The 19,811-nt window shown below is 34.8% G+C and carries 12 protein-coding genes; 1 reads left to right on the forward strand and 11 read right to left on the reverse strand.

The annotated features are described in order from the left end of the window. Nucleotides 1-127 precede the first annotated feature (127 nt). Nucleotides 128-499 carry a hypothetical protein gene (locus tag ACHZDT_RS06905; RefSeq protein ID WP_394773898.1) on the reverse strand — a complete coding sequence of 124 codons (372 nt, stop codon included), beginning with the start codon at nucleotides 497-499 and terminating at the stop codon, nucleotides 128-130. A gap of 107 nt (nucleotides 500-606) precedes the next feature. Here ACHZDT_RS06905 and ACHZDT_RS06910 point away from each other — a divergent pair, with 107 nt between their 5' ends. Next, nucleotides 607-819, forward strand: coding sequence for a helix-turn-helix domain-containing protein (locus ACHZDT_RS06910; protein ID WP_394773899.1), 213 nt, complete (start codon nucleotides 607-609; stop codon nucleotides 817-819). A gap of 188 nt (nucleotides 820-1,007) precedes the next feature. Here ACHZDT_RS06910 and ACHZDT_RS06915 read toward each other — a convergent pair whose 3' ends face one another. The 10 genes from ACHZDT_RS06915 to ACHZDT_RS06960 form a co-directional block, all read right to left on the reverse strand. Then, nucleotides 1,008-2,294, reverse strand: a complete 1,287-nt coding sequence (locus ACHZDT_RS06915; RefSeq protein WP_394773900.1) for a M20 family metallopeptidase — start codon at nucleotides 2,292-2,294, stop codon at nucleotides 1,008-1,010. A gap of 213 nt (nucleotides 2,295-2,507) precedes the next feature. After that, on the reverse strand, nucleotides 2,508-3,509 hold the full coding sequence (locus ACHZDT_RS06920) for an isoaspartyl peptidase/L-asparaginase family protein (protein ID WP_394773901.1): 1,002 nt from the start codon (nucleotides 3,507-3,509) through the stop codon (nucleotides 2,508-2,510). 286 nt (nucleotides 3,510-3,795) lie between these two features. Next, a complete protein-coding gene (locus ACHZDT_RS06925; protein ID WP_394773902.1) occupies nucleotides 3,796-4,698 on the reverse strand; it encodes an ROK family protein in 903 nt (300 codons plus the stop codon). Between the two features lie 192 nt (nucleotides 4,699-4,890). Next, on the reverse strand, nucleotides 4,891-6,351 hold the full coding sequence (locus tag ACHZDT_RS06930) for a glycoside hydrolase family 125 protein (RefSeq protein ID WP_394773903.1): 1,461 nt from the start codon (nucleotides 6,349-6,351) through the stop codon (nucleotides 4,891-4,893). A gap of 4 nt (nucleotides 6,352-6,355) precedes the next feature. Next, complete coding sequence (locus tag ACHZDT_RS06935) at nucleotides 6,356-8,641, reverse strand: GH92 family glycosyl hydrolase (RefSeq protein ID WP_394773904.1); 2,286 nt, start codon at nucleotides 8,639-8,641, stop codon at nucleotides 6,356-6,358. A gap of 162 nt (nucleotides 8,642-8,803) precedes the next feature. After that, complete coding sequence (locus ACHZDT_RS06940; RefSeq protein WP_394773905.1) at nucleotides 8,804-11,080, reverse strand: GH92 family glycosyl hydrolase; 2,277 nt, start codon at nucleotides 11,078-11,080, stop codon at nucleotides 8,804-8,806. A 323-nt stretch (nucleotides 11,081-11,403) separates the two neighbouring features. Further along, complete coding sequence (locus ACHZDT_RS06945) at nucleotides 11,404-13,392, reverse strand: glycosyl hydrolase 2 galactose-binding domain-containing protein (protein WP_394773906.1); 1,989 nt, start codon at nucleotides 13,390-13,392, stop codon at nucleotides 11,404-11,406. Nucleotides 13,393-13,810: 418 nt separating this feature from the next. Then, on the reverse strand, nucleotides 13,811-15,328 hold the full coding sequence (locus ACHZDT_RS06950) for a SusD/RagB family nutrient-binding outer membrane lipoprotein (RefSeq protein ID WP_394773907.1): 1,518 nt from the start codon (nucleotides 15,326-15,328) through the stop codon (nucleotides 13,811-13,813). Between the two features lie 10 nt (nucleotides 15,329-15,338). Beyond that, complete coding sequence (locus ACHZDT_RS06955; RefSeq protein WP_394773908.1) at nucleotides 15,339-18,428, reverse strand: SusC/RagA family TonB-linked outer membrane protein; 3,090 nt, start codon at nucleotides 18,426-18,428, stop codon at nucleotides 15,339-15,341. A gap of 293 nt (nucleotides 18,429-18,721) precedes the next feature. Further along, the gene (locus tag ACHZDT_RS06960) at nucleotides 18,722-19,732 is read right to left on the reverse strand and encodes a LacI family DNA-binding transcriptional regulator (RefSeq protein ID WP_394773909.1); all 1,011 of its coding nucleotides are present in this window, start codon (nucleotides 19,730-19,732) and stop codon (nucleotides 18,722-18,724) included. Nucleotides 19,733-19,811: the final 79 nt, after the last annotated feature.

The raw sequence follows: 19,811 nt of genomic DNA on the forward strand, positions 1-19,811 counted from the left end.
AAGGAAATAGTGGTAATCTGCGATGGAGATCCCAGTAAATCACCACTATTTAATACAACTTAAAATATCTTCCGAACACTTATGTTTTTAAAACCTGTCGGGTTATTATGCGTAAAGGTTGGGTGATTTATTCCTTTGGTCGAATGACAAAAAATGTCGAATTACTAATAATACTGAGAGATTCTGCATTTAGAATTTGATTAATTTCGCCTAAAAGTTCAAGTTCGTCCAAAGGAAACATATCCAATACCATTTCTAAAATAAGAGAAACATTTATAGGATTTTTGTTTGTACTTGACCTAATGTGCGCTTCATTATCAAGCGAAAAAATACACATTTTAAGCAGATTGCTAATGACACAGCCAAGTTCATAATAATTTACCGCCATAATTTGCGCCTTACAATCATCTGATTTATCATTATCCGATTTTAAAGTATTGAAATAAGGAGCAATTAGTTTTCTAATATTCTCTAACTTTTTAGTTTCATTTATTTCCATAAGAATTTATCTTTTGTTTTTTGATTTATCTTCTTAGTTATCATAAAAGATAACCAACTTAGGCAAATATATAACAAAATTTGAATTATCATAAAAGATAATTTATTTTGGAACAAACACTACAACAAAAAGTCGGAAAACGAATTCAGGAAATTAGAATGGAGAAAAATATTTCTCAACAGGATTTAGCTTCGAAATGCAATTTTGAAAAAAGTAATATGTCAAGATTGGAAAAAGGAAATGCAAATGCGACACTTTCAACTTTAGAAAAAGTATGTAATGCATTGCAAGTAGATTATATAGAACTATTTAAATTTTAAAACTATAATGTAGATTTTCTTGTTTAAATCCGATCGCGCGGATTTTCAATCCGTGCCCACAAAGTATATAAATAAATTTAAACAAAAATTTTCACATTAAATAATATTGGAACGTGCACGGAAAGAATTTCCGCGCTATCGTTGCGCTTATGCGAATGTTTAGAAATCTTAAAAGTAACCAATAATTTCTATTTAAGTCTTTCTACAATTAAGGACGAAAAACTTTCGACTCCTATTTTTATACACGTTTCATCAACTTTAAAATTTGGAGCATGATTCATTGCAATAACTCCTTTTTCGATATTTGAACCTCCAAGAAAAAAGTAAACACCCGGATTTTTTTGTTGAAAATAGGCGAAATCATCATTAAAATAAGGAAACTGTCCATAATCTGTACTTACAAATCCTTTTCCATAAACGTTATCCAGTGTTTTTACTGCAATTTCCGTCAATTTTTTGTCGTTCATAATTGTTGGATTTTCCTGCGTAAATGAAACTGAAATAAGCTGATCTTTATAATTGGCTTCGACTATTTGGGTAATCTTTGGGATAATATTTTTTATGTTAGATAAATTCGTTTCATACAAATAAGCGTCCAGAACAAGTTGATTATTTTTAGAATATATTTTAAAATCCTGATCCATAATCAAGTAATTCCTATAATCTGTATCAGGACTTGTAAGTCCCTTTTTTGGGTCGTTCATATTTTGCACTTCCCACGGCTTTGTGCCGGCTATTGTGCGTGACAGCGAATTGTATATATTTTTTGTGAGTTCTTTTGATTGTTCTTTCGTCAATTGATCTTTAAGCTTAATTTGAACTCTTTTTTGATACGCAAACATTTCATTTGGCTTTACCATTATTTGTCCAACCGGCAATGCTGTTATGTGCAATCCATAAATTTCGTCAGGTTGTATTTTTGAAAGTAAATTATTGGCGATCATCTTTTTTGCTCCAACAAAAGTTTCTTCTTCAGGCTGAAAAATAAAATATACAGTTCCGTTTAGCGATTTTTTATTTCTTGCCAGAACTTCGGCTATTCCCAGTCCAATTGCCATATGAATGTCGTGACCACAACCATGCTGAACATTTTTTATTTTAGATTTAAAATCAACATCATCGGCAAAGTCATTCGGAAGTGCGTCCATCTCAGTGCGCCAAGCAATTTTTCGCCCTTTTTTTTCTCCTTTTAAAATCCCTACAACGCCGTAACCATAAATATTTGTTTCAACTTCAAGTCCTAAATCAAGCAAATATTGTTTTATCTTTTGTTGCGTTTGGATTTCATTTCCTGCTAATTCAGGATTTTCATGAAAGTCTCTTCTGATTTTAACCAGCTTATCAAAAATACTATCTGTTTCAAGTTTTATAGATTCCTTAGTCAATGTCGCTTTTGACTTTTGCTGACAAATAACCTCTTGGGGACACGCAATAAGTAATGTAAATGATAAGGATATCAGAAATTGTATTTTCATTTTTTAGAATTTTATTAAAATGTCGGGAAATATTATAAGTGGCTGGGAACCAAATTAGCTTTATTTTTCGGTTTGACCAAATTCTAAATAATTACAAATAATTTGCGTCAAACATTTATCTCATTTCAAAACATCAAAAAAAATGCGCAAAGATCAAAAGACCAAATACGCATTTAAAAAAAACAATTAACTCTGTTGAGAGCTAACCAATAATTATTTCAGAAAATATTCGGCATCGATTAATTTGTTTCCTGTATCATCATAGACGGCGTAATTAAAACCGCCCTGAACGCAATATGAACCATATTCTCCGGCTTTGTTTAAGGCAATAAAACCAACCTGAATATCTTTTAAATCTTTGTTTCGGTTTTTGGTTAATTTCACGATTCTGGCAACGGCTTCTTCGCATGCTTTTTGAGGAGATTTTCCTTGTCGCATTAATTCTACAACAAGATGACAACCCGAAATTCTAATTACTTCTTCGCCGTGACCTGTTGCGGTTGCTGCGCCAATTTCGTTATCGACATATAAACCTGCTCCTATAATGGGCGAATCTCCTACTCGTCCGTGCATTTTAAACGCCATTCCGCTTGTGGTACATGCGCCAGAAAGATTTCCGTTTGCATCAAGCGCAATCATACCTATTGTATCATGATTTTCGATATTCGCAATTGGCTTGTATTTACTATCTTTCAGCCATTCTTTCCATTCCTTTTCAGATTCTTCAACCAATAAGTTTTCCTTTTTGAAACCTTGTGATAAAGCAAATTGCAAAGCGCCATCACCAACTAACATTACATGTGGCGTTTTTTCCATAACGGCTCTCGCAACTGAGATTGGGTGTTTTATATATTCTAAACAAGCAACAGATCCTATATTGGCATTTTCATCCATAATACAAGCGTCTAACGTTACACGACCATCTCTATCGGGACGTCCGCCGTAACCTACGCTTCTTTCTTTGGGATCACCTTCGGGAATTTTAACTCCGGCTTCGACAGCGTCAAGTGCAGTTCCTTTATTTTTAAGTACTTCCCAAGCAGCTTCATTTGCCTGAATTCCAAATCGCCATGTTGAAAGTACAATTGGTTTCTTTACTTTTTTAGAATCGAATACTTTTTCTTCTTCTGAATCAGAATTAAAAGATTGCAACGCGACAGCTACCGAAGCTATTGCTGCCGTTTTTATAAAATTCCTGCGATTTGAATTTGTCATATCTATTTTATTAACCTAATTTTACTAACTTCAGATTTTGATCAAGTCTGTTTACATCTTTGATAAAATGTTACTAAATTGTATAAGCAATATATTTAATTTTATTATTAAAAGCTCCATCGGAGCGCAATATTTATAGCCAATATAAATGTTTTTCCAGGTAAAGCTCCATCGGAGCGACATCTATAATTTATCTTTTTGATAACTAAAACACCATCCGCCGCCGCGGGTTTCCTTTGGGAAAAATAATTTTCTATAAATATAACGTCCCGCTGGGACTTAAAATCTAAGCCGTATATAACAAACTTGTTGCTCCTAATAAAGCTGCGATTTCATTATCTGTAGAAACAGAAACAGTTACATTACTTCCTGATTCTTTTATTTTTTTATTGAAAACGGGCAAGAAAAACTCGCTTGCGTTTGCAATTTTCCCTCCTATTATAAAACTATCGGCGGAGAATTTTTCTAACCACGGAATTACAATTTCGGCCAAATCTTCTCCCATTTCTTCGAATGATTTTATTGCCAATTGATCTTCGGCTTTAGCCAAATTAAAAAGTTCGAGACAATTATTTAATTTTTTTCCGCTTAAAGCGAAATATTTAGCCAAAAGTCCGCGTGCCGAAACGTAATCTTCGGCAATTCCGTTTTTAAAAGGAAGATTGTAAATTTCTCCGTCTGTTGGAACTAAATTTCCGGAAGAAATTGAAACTCCTTTGTCAATAAAACAAGCTCCAAGTCCTGTACCAAGTGTGATTGCCATTACTTTTTTAGAAAGGTTTTCTGCGTTTTTAAAAACTTCGCCTTTACCAAAACAAACCGCATCGTTTTCAAAAAGAATCGGAAAATCACTAGAAAGATTTAGTGTTCCCTGAAATAAATACCGAACATTCAATCCGTAAAAATGCTCGTATTTAGATTGGTCTTTTATCCAGCAAATTCCGTTTTCATAATCAAATGGTCCCGGCATACAAGCGGCTAATCCTACTATATTTTTTGCTTTTGAATTTTCTATCGAAGTCTTAATTGCTTTTTCCCAAATACTCATTACTTCTTCCACCGGCAAATTAGAATCAAATGACTCTTTGTGCAATGAAAAATCAATCACTTTCATGTCTACAATATCTATAATCGCTGCGGTGATATGTGTTCCTCCAATATCCAATCCAACGGCATATGCTTTATTCATTCTTATTTTTTTTGGAATTGAACCATTATAAAGATTAAGAAAAATTTAGTTTTATTTTTCTTTCACCATTAAGAGATTAAGTTATTAAGTCTAACTGCTTAACTTTTCTTAATCTCTTAATGGTAAAAAATTTTCTCTATTCCAGAAAAACTTAATTTTTCTTAATTTCTTAATGGTACTATATTTAGTTTTTTAAATGTTTTTGTCTTTTAAAATTTCAGGATAATGAATGCTGGTGTGAACGATCATTTCGCCAAAAAGTGTATTCGCCCACGCAAACCATTTTCGGGTAAATTTGGCTACATCATCTTTATGGAAAGATTCGTGCATAAATCCTGTGTCGGCATTTGTTTTGATCAAATTGCTAATACACGCTTTTATTTCTTTTTCGTCCACACTTGTAATCGCTCTTAAAACAATACTCATTGGCCAGATGGTATCTGTCCCGGTATGTGGTCCGCCAACGCCCTCGCCTGCTTTTCCTTTATAGAAAAACGGATTATTTTCTGAAAGTACTACTTTACGTGTATTCAAATAAAGCTGATTATCCGGTTCAATCGCGCCTAAATATGGCAATGATAATAACGAAGGAACATTGGCATCATCCATCATATGGAAACTTCCGTAACCGTTGACTTCAAAAGCAATTATTCTTCCGAATTTTGGATGTTCGATGATTCCGTTTTCTTCTAATCCTTTTTGAACTTGTTGTTGCAATTCTTTTGCTTTAGCAACTAAATTAGCATCTTTTAATGCCGGCAATGAGAATATTTCCTGAAGATATCCAAGTACTTCAATGGCAAACATATTACTCGGAATCAAATATCCAAACAACGTACTATCATCACTTGGTCTAAAAGTCGAAACGATTAATCCGCAGGGTTTTACAGGATAACCGTAACCTCCTAAAGGCACGCCATCTGTAGCCCAGCCCGTAACGCGCTGGAAATTATATGGCCCTTTATCTGTCCAGCGTTGTTGCTCTTTGAAAGTCTTTAAAATTAAAAGCATTGCTTCTTTCCACTTACTGTCAAACATGCTTATATCTCCGGTTTCCTTCCAATATCCGTGCGCTAATCGTATCGGATAACACAAACTGTCAATTTCCCATTTGCGCTCGTGAATTCCCGGCTGCATTTTGGTTATGTCATTTTTCCACTCGCTTACTTGTGTGAAATCTTTGTAAAAAGCATTTGCATAAGGATCTAATAAAATGCATTTTGCCTGACGATTGATTACGCCTTTTACCAGTTCGGCCAGTTTTTTATCTTCTTTTACAAACGGAATATACGGCCAAATTTGAGCTGTACTATCACGTAACCACATTGCATCAATATCTCCTGTAATTACATAAGTATCAGGTTTTCCGTCGATGATTTCAAAATCTACGGTTGTATCTAATGTATTAGGAAAACAGTTTTCAAACAACCACGCCAATTCCGGATTTGCTATTTGCTTTTTGATTCTTACAATTGCTGCTTCAACGGCTTTACTGGTAAATTTTCTTTCGGCTAACGCTGGTCTTTTTGTAATAAAATCTTTAATAGCAAAATTAAAAGTATTTGATTTCATCGCAAAAACATCCGTTTGAAGTGCCAATAATCCTGCTGAAAAAATCCCTGTGTTTTTTATAAATTTTCTACGTGATTGCATAGTATTATTTTGAAGTTGAATAAGAATATGGATATGAACTTGCTGTAGTTCCTCGTTGTAAATTAGGTTTGCTGCTCATTTCAAAATTGAATTCTCCGCCTTTTAATACATCAAAATGGTTGATATAATTTTTAGTATGAGTTGCATTATTCCATTTTAATTCCTGAACATATTTATTGTCTTCAGAATTATTTGGAGCATTTATAACCAGTTGTTTTCCGTTTTCTAATCGCAAAGTAAGTTTCTTAAATAATGGCGCGCCAAGAACGTATTCTTCTGTTCCCGGACAAACCGGATAAAATCCCATTGCTGAGAAAACATACCAGGCAGAAGTTTGTCCGTTATCCTCGTCTCCGCAATATCCGTCAGGCGTTGGTTTGTACAAACGGTTCATTACTTCTCTCGACCAATATTGTGTTTTCCAGGGTTCGCCAGCATAATTATACAAATAAATCATGTGCTGAATTGGCTGATTTCCGTGTGCATATTGTCCCATATTCATGATTTGCATTTCGCGGATTTCATGAATTACTGATCCGTAATAACTATCATCAAAAACTGGCGGAGTTGTAAAAACAGCGTCTAATTTAGCGGTGAATTTTTTTTCGCCGCCCATTAAATCGATCAAACCATGAATGTCATGAAAAACACTCCAGCTGTAATGCCACGCGTTTCCTTCGGTAAAAGCATCGCCCCATTTAAACGGATTGAAATTTTTCGGAAAACTTCCGTCTTTATTTCTACCGCTCATTAAACCAATTTCAGGATTATAAAGATTCTTATAATTCATCATTCGTTTTTCGTATAAACTAATTTCTTTTTTTGGACGGTTTAAGGCTTTCGCCAATTTCCAAATCGTAAAATCGTCATAAGCATATTCTAATGTTCGGGCGGCATTTTCGTTGATTTTTACATCATAAGGAACATAACCTAAAGTGTTGTAATATCCTACTCCTTTTCTTCCTACAGCTTCAAGTGGACCTTCATTATTGGCGCCGTGCAATAAAGCTTCGTACAATTTGTTAATGTCATAACCACGTAATCCCTTGATATAAGCATCAGCAACTACAGAAGCTGAATTATTTCCAACCATTACATTTCTGAATCCCGGACTTGACCATTCCGGCAAAAATCCGCCTTCTTTATAATCGTTGATTAATCCTTCCTGCATTTCTTTATTTATCGAAGGATAAACTAAATTCAACAAAGGATATAAAGCACGAAAAGTGTCCCAAAATCCTGTTCCTGCAAACATATAACCCGGCAAAACTTGTCCGTTATACGGGCTGTAATGTACAATTTCGCCTTTTGCATTTACTTCGTATTGCTTTTGCGGAAAACAAGCGGTGCGGTATAAACATGAATAGAATGTTTTTAATTGTTCATTGGTTCCACCTTCGGCAGTTAGTTTTCCCAGCACTTTATTCCATTCTTTTTTAGATTCGGCTACGGTTTCGTTAAAAGAAGCTTTTCCTAATTCGGTTGCTAAATTTAATTCAGCTTGTTCCTGGCTAATAAATGAAGACGAAACTTTTACGTTTACGATTTCTCCTTTTTTGGTTTTAAAACCAACTACTGCGCCAACGTGATTGTCTGTTAATTCCAGTTTATCTTTTTCTAAAACTTTATCGTGCCAAGTATAATTGGTTGCAAATGGCTTATCGAATTGTAACACAAAATAGTTTCTGAAATTTTGCGGAACTCCTCCACTATTGCGGGTTGTATAACCTATAATTTTATTTTCTGACGGAATAATTTTGATATAAGAACCTTTATCAAAAGCATCGATTACAATTGAAGATTGCTCATTTTCAGGAAATGTAATCTGAAAATGAGCTGCTCTTTCTGTTGCTGTAATTTCCGTTTTAACATCATAATCGGCAAGATAAACGCTGTAATAATAGGGCTTGGAAACCTCAGCTTTATGACTGAACCAGCTTCCTCTTTCTTCTTCAATAAAACTTAATTTACCTGTTACGGGCATGATTGAAAACTGTCCGTAATCGTTCATCCACGGCGAAGGCTGATGCGTTTGTTTGAATCCTCTAATTTTTTCGGCTGTATAAATATATGCCCATCCATCGCCCATTTTACCGGTTTGAGGTGTCCAGAAATTCATTCCCCAAGGTCGGCAAATTGCCGGATAGGTATTTCCGTTTGAAAGACTATGCAAAGATTGTGTTCCCATTAAAGGATTTACATATTCTACAGGATCTAAAGTTTTAACTTGTGCATTTGTTGTAACACAAAATTGTATTAGTCCTAAAAAAATTAAACTCTTTATTTTCATATCTCTATTTGTTATTCTAACAGTCCCGAAGCCTCGGGATAAAACCTGTTAGGTATATTATGTATTTATTCTAAAATGCAAAGACGTGAGTCTATATTCTAAATCATACCTAACAGGTTTTAAAAACCTGTTAGGAAACTGCGACTGAAAACTGAAAACTCCCTAAAGCGGCCTGTCTTCTTTTTTTACTCCAAAAGTTGTTGACGGTTTATTCCCCATATACAATTTTAATTCGCCTCCTTTTACAATCATTTCATGTGTGATGAAGGATTTTGTATACGGTTTTCCGTTGTATTCTGCTTTTTGAATATAGATATTTGTTTTGCTATTGTTTACGGCATTCAATGTAAATGAAATCCCTTGTTTATGATGAATTGTTGCGGTATTTACAAGCGGACTTCCTAAAACATAAATTCCATTTGCCGGATTAACCGAATAAAATCCCATTGAAGAAAAAACATACCAAGCAGACATTTGTCCTAAATCTTCGTTTCCGCATAATCCGTCCGGTTTTGTGGAGTAGAATTTATCATCGATTTCACGGATTAATTTTGCTGTTTTCCACGGTTGCCCTGCATAAGCATAAAGATATGGAATATGGTGATTTGGCTCATTTCCTTGTGCATATTGTCCAATTAAGCCACTAATATCCGGAGAAACTTCTTCGCCTTCGACTTTATCTGTGATTAAGAAAAGTGAATCTAATTTGGCTAAAAATTTATCTCCACTTCCAAATAATTCAATTAAACCGTATGGATCCTGAGGAACTAACCAAGTATATTGCCACGCATTTCCCTCTACATAATCATCTTTACGATGCGCTGATGAAAGCGGATTAAATGGTGTTCTCCAATTTCCATCCGTCAATTTTCCTCTCATAAATGTGGTTTCTTTATCGAAATACAATTTGTACAAATTGGCTCTTTTTGTGAAGTAATTATAATCATCGGTTTTACCTAAAGATTTTGCCATTTGTGCTACGCAATAATCGTCGATAGCATATTCTAAAGCATTTCCAACAGATTCCAGCATTTTATCGGCTGGGATATATTCTAATTTCTGAACATAATCCATTCCGTCACGTGTTTGCATCGCTGTTTTTTTAATGGCTTCGTATGCTAATGCTGTATCATAATCTCTATAACCTTTCATGTAAGCATCTACAATAACAGCGATCGAGTGATTTCCGTTCATTGTATTGGTTTCGTTCCCCATTAAATGCCAAACAGGTAATCGTCCTTGTTGCTCGTAGATTGCCAAAAATGATTTAACAATATCATTGATTTTATCCGGTTGTGTAATCGTATATAAAGGATGTAAAGCTCGGTACGTGTCCCAAAGTGAAAAAGTCGTGTAGTTCGTGAAATATGCTTTTTCGTATACTTTTTTATCCGTTCCTCTGTAATCTCCGTTTGCATCATTAAAAATCGATGGCGCAAACATGGTGTGATACATTGCAGTATAAAAAACTTTCATGGTTTTATCGTCTGCTTTGATCTGAATTTTGTTTAATTCTTTGTTCCATTTTGAAGTCGCTTCTTTTACTACGGCATCAAAATCCCAACCCGGAATCTCAGCTTTTATATTCGCAGCAGCATTCTCAGAACTTACCGGAGAAATTCCGACTTTTACTAAGACTTGTTTGTTTTTTAAAGTGGTAAAATCTAAAACTGCTTTCATTTTTAACCCTTCACCTTCATTTCCTTTTACCGATGTTTTATCATCATAAAGCATTATATTAGAAATTGGTTCAGAAAATTCCATCGTAAAAAAGATGCGTTGATCTGCCGCCCAACCCGCAGAATATCGATATCCGGCAAGTGTAGTTTCATTGATTTTTTTAATGAAGGTTTTTACGGGTTTGTCCCATCCTATTCCATCAGCAAGATCTAACAAAACGTGATTATCTGTTGTAGTATTAAAAGTGTATTTATGAAAACCGACTCTTTCGCTTGACGTTAATTCGGCTTTGATTTTATATTTATCTAATAAAACGCTGTAATATCCAGGTTTGCTTACTTCGTTTTTATGTGAGAAGTACGAGCCGTAACCTGTTGCCATATCTTCTTTTGTTCCTTTTGTAAGTGGAACTTTTCCAGATACGGGCAATAACAGAATATCGTTTAAATCACCAATTCCTGTTCCGCTTAAATGTGTATGTGTGAATCCTAAAATGGTATTACTCGCATAATTGTATCCGCTGCACCAATCCCAGCCTTCAAAAACATTTACAGGTCCTAATTGTACTGCGCCAAAAGGTACATTCGCGCCAACAAATACATGCCCATGTCCCGCAGATCCTATAAACGGATTTACATATTGGGTGTAATCTAAATTGTTTTGTTTTGCTTTCTTTTCCTGCGAAATTGCAGGATTTACGAACAATAGGTTTAAAGCAATGATTCCGCTGAAAACTATTTTGTTATATTTTATAAACATATTTTATTTTTTTATTTGTTTGGATGGGCCACGGATGACACGGGTTAAACGGGTTTTACACAGATTTTTTTTAATCTTTGAACCTAAGACGCACTGCTGTGCGCCTCTACGGAGAACCTTTGTCGCTGTGCGCCTTACGGAAAAACCTTTGTTCCCTTGAACCTTTAGACGAATTGCTGTGCACCTCTACGAGAACTTTTGTCGCTATGCGCCTCAACGGAAAAACCTTTGTTCCTTTGAACCTAAAGACGCACTGCTGTGCGCCTCTACAAAAACCTTTGTCGCTTTGTTCCTTTGAACCTTTGTACCTAAACCTTAGAAACTTAGTACTTTCCTAAAACCTCATATAAAGAATAAATTTTCACTTCCGGCTTCAGAATTTTCCCTTCAAACGTGATTGCTTTTTCTTCGCCTGCTTTTAGATCAAAATAATTATCGCTCCATTTTCCGGTATATCCTTTTATGGAAACATTTACATATTTTGCAAATTTTGAAGCTTTCAAAATCAGTTTGTTTCCTTTTATTTCAAAAGTTATTTTTGGGTCTTCGAGTTTTAAATCTATCGGACGTGTTAAATCAATTTCCGGTTTGATATCATCCCGATACGCTTCTTTCATGGCATACCAGGCAGCTTTGGGTTGTCGGTCATAATAATCTGTTACGCTCCAGCTTGCTACGGGCCAGCAATCGTTGAGTTGCCAGACTAATGTTCCCATATTATATGGCGCTTTTGACCGATGAATTCCTATAATGTTTTTAAGGGAATAATACTGTAAACATTGCGTGAGATACGAATAATCCTCAACATTCATTTTCTTTATTTTGGTCGAATCAATGAAATATCGGTTAAGATACGAATCTAATTTCAGGAATCCTTTTCCGGCTTTTTGATGTGCCTGCAAAATATCCGAATATAAATATCGGTCTTCCGGCAATGTAAATTTTTCGATTGAGGAATATGTTGGCATTGCCTGCATTCCGTATTCGCTCACAAAACGTCCTGTTTTTCCCTGAACCTTTTCTACATCTTCTAATCCCCACCAGGTTCCCCAATAATGACTGTCGCCTTCGGTAATACTTTTTTCTCTGGACCAATGAAATAATGGCGATGAACTTATGTATGGTCGTTTTGTATCGACTTCTTTTACCCATTTTGGAATTGAATCCTGAAACAAACGAACATAATCTTTCCATAATCTTGTGGAATCCTGCTTGGACATTTTCATACTTTTTTGCCATCCCCAATCTTTAAAGGCTTCGTCGATTTCATTGTTTCCGCACCATAAAACAATGCTTTTATGATGGCGTAAACGTTTTACCTGATACTGAACTTCTTTTTTTACATTATCAAAAAAAGCATCATCGCCCGGTATCATCGTTCCGGCAAACATAAAATCCTGCCACACGTAGATTCCGTTTTTATCGCATAAATCATAAAAATAATCGTCTTCATAAATTCCTCCGCCCCAAACACGAAGCATATTCATGTTGGCATCTTTTGCCATTCCAATTACTTTTTCATATTCTTTTTTGGTGACTCTGGAAAGAAATGCATCTGACGGAATATAATTCACCCCTTTCATATAAACCGGTTTTCCATCTATTTTAAAATAGAATGTTTTACCAAGATTATCAGGTTGTTGTACCAGTTCGATTTTGCGATCTAGTACGTATGGTTTCTCAGGAGTTTTTTCGTCGTATGCTTCTAATCTAGGTGTTTTCCAAATTCCGCAAGTGGTGAATTTTGGTCCCCAATCCCATCCAAAATGATATTGCGCTTTACGCACATAAGCACGGGGATTATCCGGAATCACAAACGGGAAATCTTTTTTAGCAAGGGAATCCACTACATTTTGTGCCGATTTAAATACTACAACTAAATCATTATTTCCTGATTTAATTAGTTTTTTAACATCAACCCGCCATTGACGGAACATATTATCGGCTTTTAAAACCAGTTGATTGTTGAGGTAAACTGTTGCATAAGTATCTAATCCGTCAAAAACTAATTCGGCATTTTTTTTATTTAGCGTTGCCGGACTTACGTTAAAAGTGGTTTTATATTCCCAATCTTTCTTTTCTATCCAAACGAGTTTTTTTTCATTGTCTCTATAAAATGGGTCCGGAATTAATTTGTTATTCAACAAATCTGTATGTATTTCTCCCGGAACTGTTGCAGGATACCATTTTGTAGTTTTGGTTTCGCGATATTCCCAGCCTTTTTGTATATCAATATTTTGAGCACTTGCCACAAATGAAAAACTTGCAAGACAAACGCTCAAAAACCAATAAACATTTTTTGTATACTTCATTCTAACTGAATAATAAATTATTATATTTTTATTGTTTGGCAGTTGAAGAAGGAAAATTGATTTTCATCTCCATTCCTTCTCTTTAGGTTTTTATTACAGATAAAAGTAACTAACAAAATATCCAGAAATCATTTCCCTTTTTTACGGCTGCCAAGCTCAATTTTAGATTTTTGATTGTAGATTTTAGATTTCTGATTTTTTCTAAATCTTAAAAAATTTCTATCATTTTATTTGTTCTTTTGAAAATAATTCCATCTTTTTCAGCAAAAGCAATTTTGTCTGTTGCGAAAAAAAGGGTTTTAAAAAATTTGAACGTTTTTCTGATATAAACTTCTAATTTAATGAAAATCAAAATAGAAAATAAGCCGGGCGACAGGTATTGCACCCGACTTATTTAAAACTAACCTAACCAAATTAATTATTGTTTATCCCACCAAATTCTGGTTGTCATTAAATCCAACCCCTGACGTGAAATTGCTTCTTTATAATTAGCCGCATTTGTTATTAATTCTGACTGATCATAAATTAATCTTCTTGGAACTGTTCCTTTTGTTTCTCCCGTAGGATCATTTACAGGAACGATCGCCGGATATCCTGTTCTTCTGTATTCTGAAAATGCTTCAAAACCGTTGAACAACAATACAACCCATTTTTGAGTAATAATTTGTTCGATTTTTTCAGCTTCAGTTCCAGCAATTTTAAACGGATGAGCCGCGATATATGCGTTGTATTCTGTAGTTGAAACGGCAGGTACTTTATCTCCAAAAATAGTCAGGATATCCATTGCTGCTTTTACTCCGCCTTCATAATGTGTTTGAGCGGTTCCGCCCACATTCCAGCCTTTTACAGCTGCTTCTGCTAATATAAATTTTACCTCAGCATAAGACATGATTAAAGTTGGTGCATCTAAACGTAATACTGTTGAGGTATTAGGATCTGAGAATAACTTTTTATCTCCACCTGGAAATTCTTTTGCATCATTTGCTAAACCTTGCTGGCTTGCTGGTGAATTATCTCCTGTTGCTTCTAATTTTGCATAGATTCTTAAACGTGGATCGTTATTATTTTTTAGGAAATCAATATATGTTTTACTGAACTTTACATTTCCATCTCCTCCATTTAAATCATTTCTAACCCATGAAGATGTGATCGGGTTTGTTTTTACTCCCGCCGGACCTGCATCATGTTTTAAAACAAGGCTATCATCATTTGATGTAAAAACTCCTTTGGCAACAGCTTTTTCAACATATTGTTGTGCTTTTGCAGGGTTTACTTTTGATAAACGCATTGCAACTCTCAACATTAAGGAGTTTGCCAGTTTTTTCCATTTTGCAACATCACTTTGGTAATACAAATCAGCGTTGCCTACAAATGCTTTGTTTGCATCAAGAGCATCACCGGCTTCGTCTAATTCTTTTAAAAGGTCATTGTAGATCGCTTCTTGTGTGTCATATTTTGGGGCAAAAACATTTCCGTTATATCCTTTTCCTGCTTCGAAATAAGGAATTTCACCATAAGTATCTGTCAATTTTTGAAACATGAATACTTTCATGATTCTAAGAGACTGAATCATATTTGAGTTCTCCGGCGTGTCTTTTACAACAGACAATAACTGGAAAATCTGATTCAATCCTTTACCGTATGATTCTCCAAAAAGTGAACCTGAATATTCAGACGAGTAGGTATATTTTGAACCCGGACCTCCTAATGAAGAAAATTGTTGTACGATTTGAGCTGCGTAATAATTATTGCCTCTTGTATTAGAGAAATCTTGTCCGTCAACATAAATCTCAGCAAGTGTATACATTGATTTTACAGCCGGATCTGTCAAAGCGTTTGGATTCGTATTCATTTCCTCGAATCCTTTATCGCATGAAGTTAATGTCATTGCACCAACAATTGCGATACAGAATATTTTTATAAATTTATTTTTCATCTTTCAATTATTAAAATTTGACATTAAGAGTTACACCGTAGTTTCTTGTCAAAGGCATTGAAGCTCTTTCAAGTCCTTGTGCATTACTATTTGAATAGTTTGACTCTGGGTCAATATTTGGCACTTTATCATAAATTGTCCATAAATTATGAGCAGAAAATGCTAAACTAATTGACTGAAACGGAGTTTTTGACAAATATGTTTTTGGGAAATTATAGCTAAAAGAAATTGCTCTTAACTTCACAAAATCAGCATCGTAAACAAAATTTGATGTCACATCACTATAACTTCTCCAGTAATCATATGCAGAAACTGTTGTGTTTACCGCGTTTCCGTTAATATCTTTTCCGCTTACGGCAACTCCTCCTTCACGACCCGGAAGTGTTTGCTCAGATAATCCGTAACGAGTTCCTAACTGGTTTGTAGCCGAATAGATTTCTCCTCCAAATTTAGCATCTACGAAAATTGAAAGTGTGAAATTTTTATAAGAGAAATCATTTGAAAGTCCCATTGAAGTTGGTGCAACACCTTGTCCTGCAATAATCAAATCGCCTCTCATGAATTTTCCATTTGTATCTAATACAACATTTCCTTGTGCATCTCTTAAATAATCATATGCTTTGATTACTCCAAAAGGCTGCCCTTTTTCCAGAACCACAGAAGCTCTTGCATCTCTGTTTCCTTCTAATGATTTTGTTGTGATTTTATCCGAAAGATTAAGTACTTCACTATTATTATAAGCAAAATTATATCCTACATTCCAAGTGAAATTTGGCGTTTTAATTGCTTTTACATTTACTGCAAATTCAACTCCTTTGTTCATGATTTCCCCTACGTTGATTTTTGTAGTTCTATAACCAGAAGCCTGAGAAATATCAGCATCAGTAATATCATTTGTAGTTTTCTTTTGATAGAAAGTCAAATCTGTACTAACTCTGTTATTGAAAAATGTATTTTCGAAACCAAATTCAATTGTACTTACATTGTATGGTTTTAAAGTTCTGTTAGGAACTGTTTCGCCATTTACACCTAAAATTGGTTGTCCCTGAGCATCAGTTTGTCCGTCTGGCGCAGTGTAAGTCAATGACAAAGCATATGCGTCCGGCAAAGCTCCTCCTACATTACCCCAACCTGCTCTTAATTTACCGTAAGACATCCATTCCGGTAATCCAATTACTTCAGAATAAATAAAACTTGTACTTACAGATGGATAAAAAGTGCTGTTGCTTGACGGATCTAAAGTTGAGAACCAATCTTCACGTCCTGTTAAACTTACATATAAGAAATCTTTGTATCCTAAATCAGCAGAATAAAAAAGAGAATTTACTTCACTTTCTGAAAACAATTTTTCGGTTTTATCCGGTTGTGTATTTCCGTAGAAATATTTGAACGGAACAATAAAATTATTTCCTTTCATTTTGATTCCGCTATATCTGTTGTGTTGACGGTTAGCTCCAACGAAAGCATCTAAAGAAAGGTTTTTAACGATATCACCTTTGTATCCTAAATAACCAGACGCATTATATTCTGAACGGCTTTCGACTCTGTTTTCATAAGATCCTCCAGGATTGTAGTTGATTCCTGTAGGCTCAATTTCAGTATATTCATAATTAAGATCATCAATACCAATAACCCCTTTTGCATAAATTTTATCTGTAATGTTATAATTTACTTTTGCAGAACCTATAAAACGTTTTCTAAGGTCATCATTCAAATCTTGTTGAGTTGCAAAATATGGATTTGTCTGGTAGGTGTTTGCACCAAAATAATCTGCTTCACCTCCATTTTCATCATAAGCATTATTTATCGATCTAATGTCTGTTCCCGGCGTCAGGAAAGTCGTTGGGAAAGAGGCATTTCTTGGAGAGTCATTCAAATAAGGTCTGTTATGACTTTTTTCTGTAACATATTGAGCGTTGGTTTCTACGCTAATTTTTTTGTTTACAGCCGAATTCAAACTCAAAGCAATATTATTTCTGCCAAAGTTAGTTCCCGGTAAAATAGACTCGTCTTTAGTATTTCCGAAAGACAATCTGAAATTAGTCGTTTCATTTCCACCAGAAATTGCTAAAGTATTACTATAAGAATATCCTGTTCTATAAAAGTTTTTAACGTTGTCTTTTCCATAAGCCTGATATGGTTTTGTAGTTCCGTCAAGCGCAAGCGAAGGCGTTCCGTCATATTTATCACCCCATGCAAAATAGTAAGAATCTCTAAGTTCCTGTAAATCTGTAAATCTTGTAGCTACACCATCTACAGGCGCTCCCGCTCCGTATTGATCTTGCCAGTGCAAAAGACTTACTGGTGTATTAAATGTAGAATTTGTACTAAAATCTACTCCAATTCCTGTTCCACTTTTTCCTTTTTTAGTCGTAATCAAGATAACGCCATTTGATCCTCTGTACCCGTAAAGAGCCGAAGCAGCACTACCTTTTAATACTGACATAGAAGCAATATCATCCGGATTAAAAGACGACATTCCGTCTCCTTTATCAGCTCCACCATACATTCCCGCGTTTCCTTGCTGGCTGTTATCAATTGGTATTCCGTCTACAACATACAAAGGCTGGTTAAGTCCTGAAGCCGATGTTGCTCCACGAATTACAACACGGCTGGAACCTGATGGTCCTGAAACCGGCGCAGAAACGTTAACTCCGGCAATTTTTCCCTGAAGCGCATTTCCTAAGTTTATTTCCTTGTTTTTTGTTAGTTCTTCTCCTTTTAATTCTCCAACTGCGTATCCTAAACTTTTCTTTTGTTTTTTAACTCCAAATGAAGTTACTACAACATCTTTTAATTCCTGTGTATTTTCGATTAATACAACCGAAACTCTGTTTTCATTTTCCTGAAGTACTACTTGTTTGGATCCAAAACCTATAGAAGACACATTTAATGTCACTTTTCCTTCCGGTACATTCATTTTAAATCGGCCTTCAGCGTCTGTAATTGCGCTAAATGGTTTTCCCTGAACCTCAATCGATGCGGCAACAATTCCCTTGTTCTCTGCATCAGCCACTATGCCTGTTATTAATCGGTTTTGCGCCACAGCACCTAAGCTGCTTAACAACACCATTCCTAACACTGCCAATATTCGTTTCATAAGCATTTTTTTTTGGTTATTTGTTTGATTTTGTTTAACGTGATTGTTTTTAATAATTAATAAAATTCGAACTCAATTCAATATGGTATTCAGAGATCTCCACCTCATAAATACTATGGTTTAATAGTCATGTTTTCACTCTTGTATTTCAAGAAATCGATATAGTAAACAGATCAAAAAAATTACTTGTTTTTCCAGTCATTCTGTCTAAAATTTACTAAAACGATTTAGTAAAAAGGGTAAAAAAAAACGAATCGTTTTTTTTCTTTTTTATTTTATAATTTGTCTTGAAATTAAACCGATTCTCTTATAATCAATTTTCCTTTTTTAAGACTTTTTTCTACTTCAAATTTCCCCATATCAGTCATTTGGCTCATCAATAATTGGATTGATTTAACAGCAATTTCTTCAATAGGCTGGGCAACAACCGTAATTGCCGGTGTATGCAATTTAAAACTGTCATGGTCATCAAAACTAATAACCGAAATATCTTCCGGAATTTTGATTCCCATTCCTTTAAAAGCCTGAAGCCCCGCAAGTCCCATATAATTCGTTAAGAATATCACAGCATCGATATTGGGATTCTTTTTTAAAAAATCAACTATTGTTGCAATTCTCGTTTCTTCGGTGCTGTAATAATCCATGTGAAGCACAAGCGATTTATTGTACATATTTGCCTCTTTCAAAGCATCTCTGCAACCATCTTCTCTTAACTTCATCTGAATCATTTCAGATTTATTATTTACAACAGCAATATTTTTACAGCCTTTACTGATTATAAATTTTGTAGCCGTGTTTGAAGCTTCATAATTGTCCATCACCACATGACTTACTCTTTGTCCCGGAAAATACCTGTCAATTAATACAACAGGTTTTTTTAGTTTTAGAAGCAAATCAATACTCTCTTCCAGATTTTCTGTTGGTGTTATAATAAAACCATCAACATTTGCCTGTAAAAGACTGTGAACCAACTCTGCAGAACGTTCATCATCTCCGCCTGTACTGCAATAAAAAACTCTGTAATCAATGCTTTTAGCCTCATCTTCAATAACTCTGGCAAGATCTGCAAAGAACTGATTCGAAATATCTTCAACAATTAACCCAATAGATCTTGTTTTTCCGGTTCTCAAGCTTGTAGCAATCATGCTAGGTCGGTAATTCAATTTTTCGGCAACTTCCTGTACCTTTTTAATTACCGCCGGACTAATCCCCATTTTCTCCCCTTTATCATTAATGACAAAAGATACAGTAGATATAGACACTTGTGCCTGTGTGGCAATATCCTTAATAGTAATCTTTTTCATTCAGGGAAGTTAATTTTTTTATTAAGCCATTGTTAATTATATCACAAATATATATAAAAATAGTTACTAAAACGATTTT

Origin of the sequence: Flavobacterium sp. (assembly GCF_043722275.1) — a bacterium.
Classification (GTDB): Bacteria; Bacteroidota; Bacteroidia; order Flavobacteriales; family Flavobacteriaceae; genus Flavobacterium.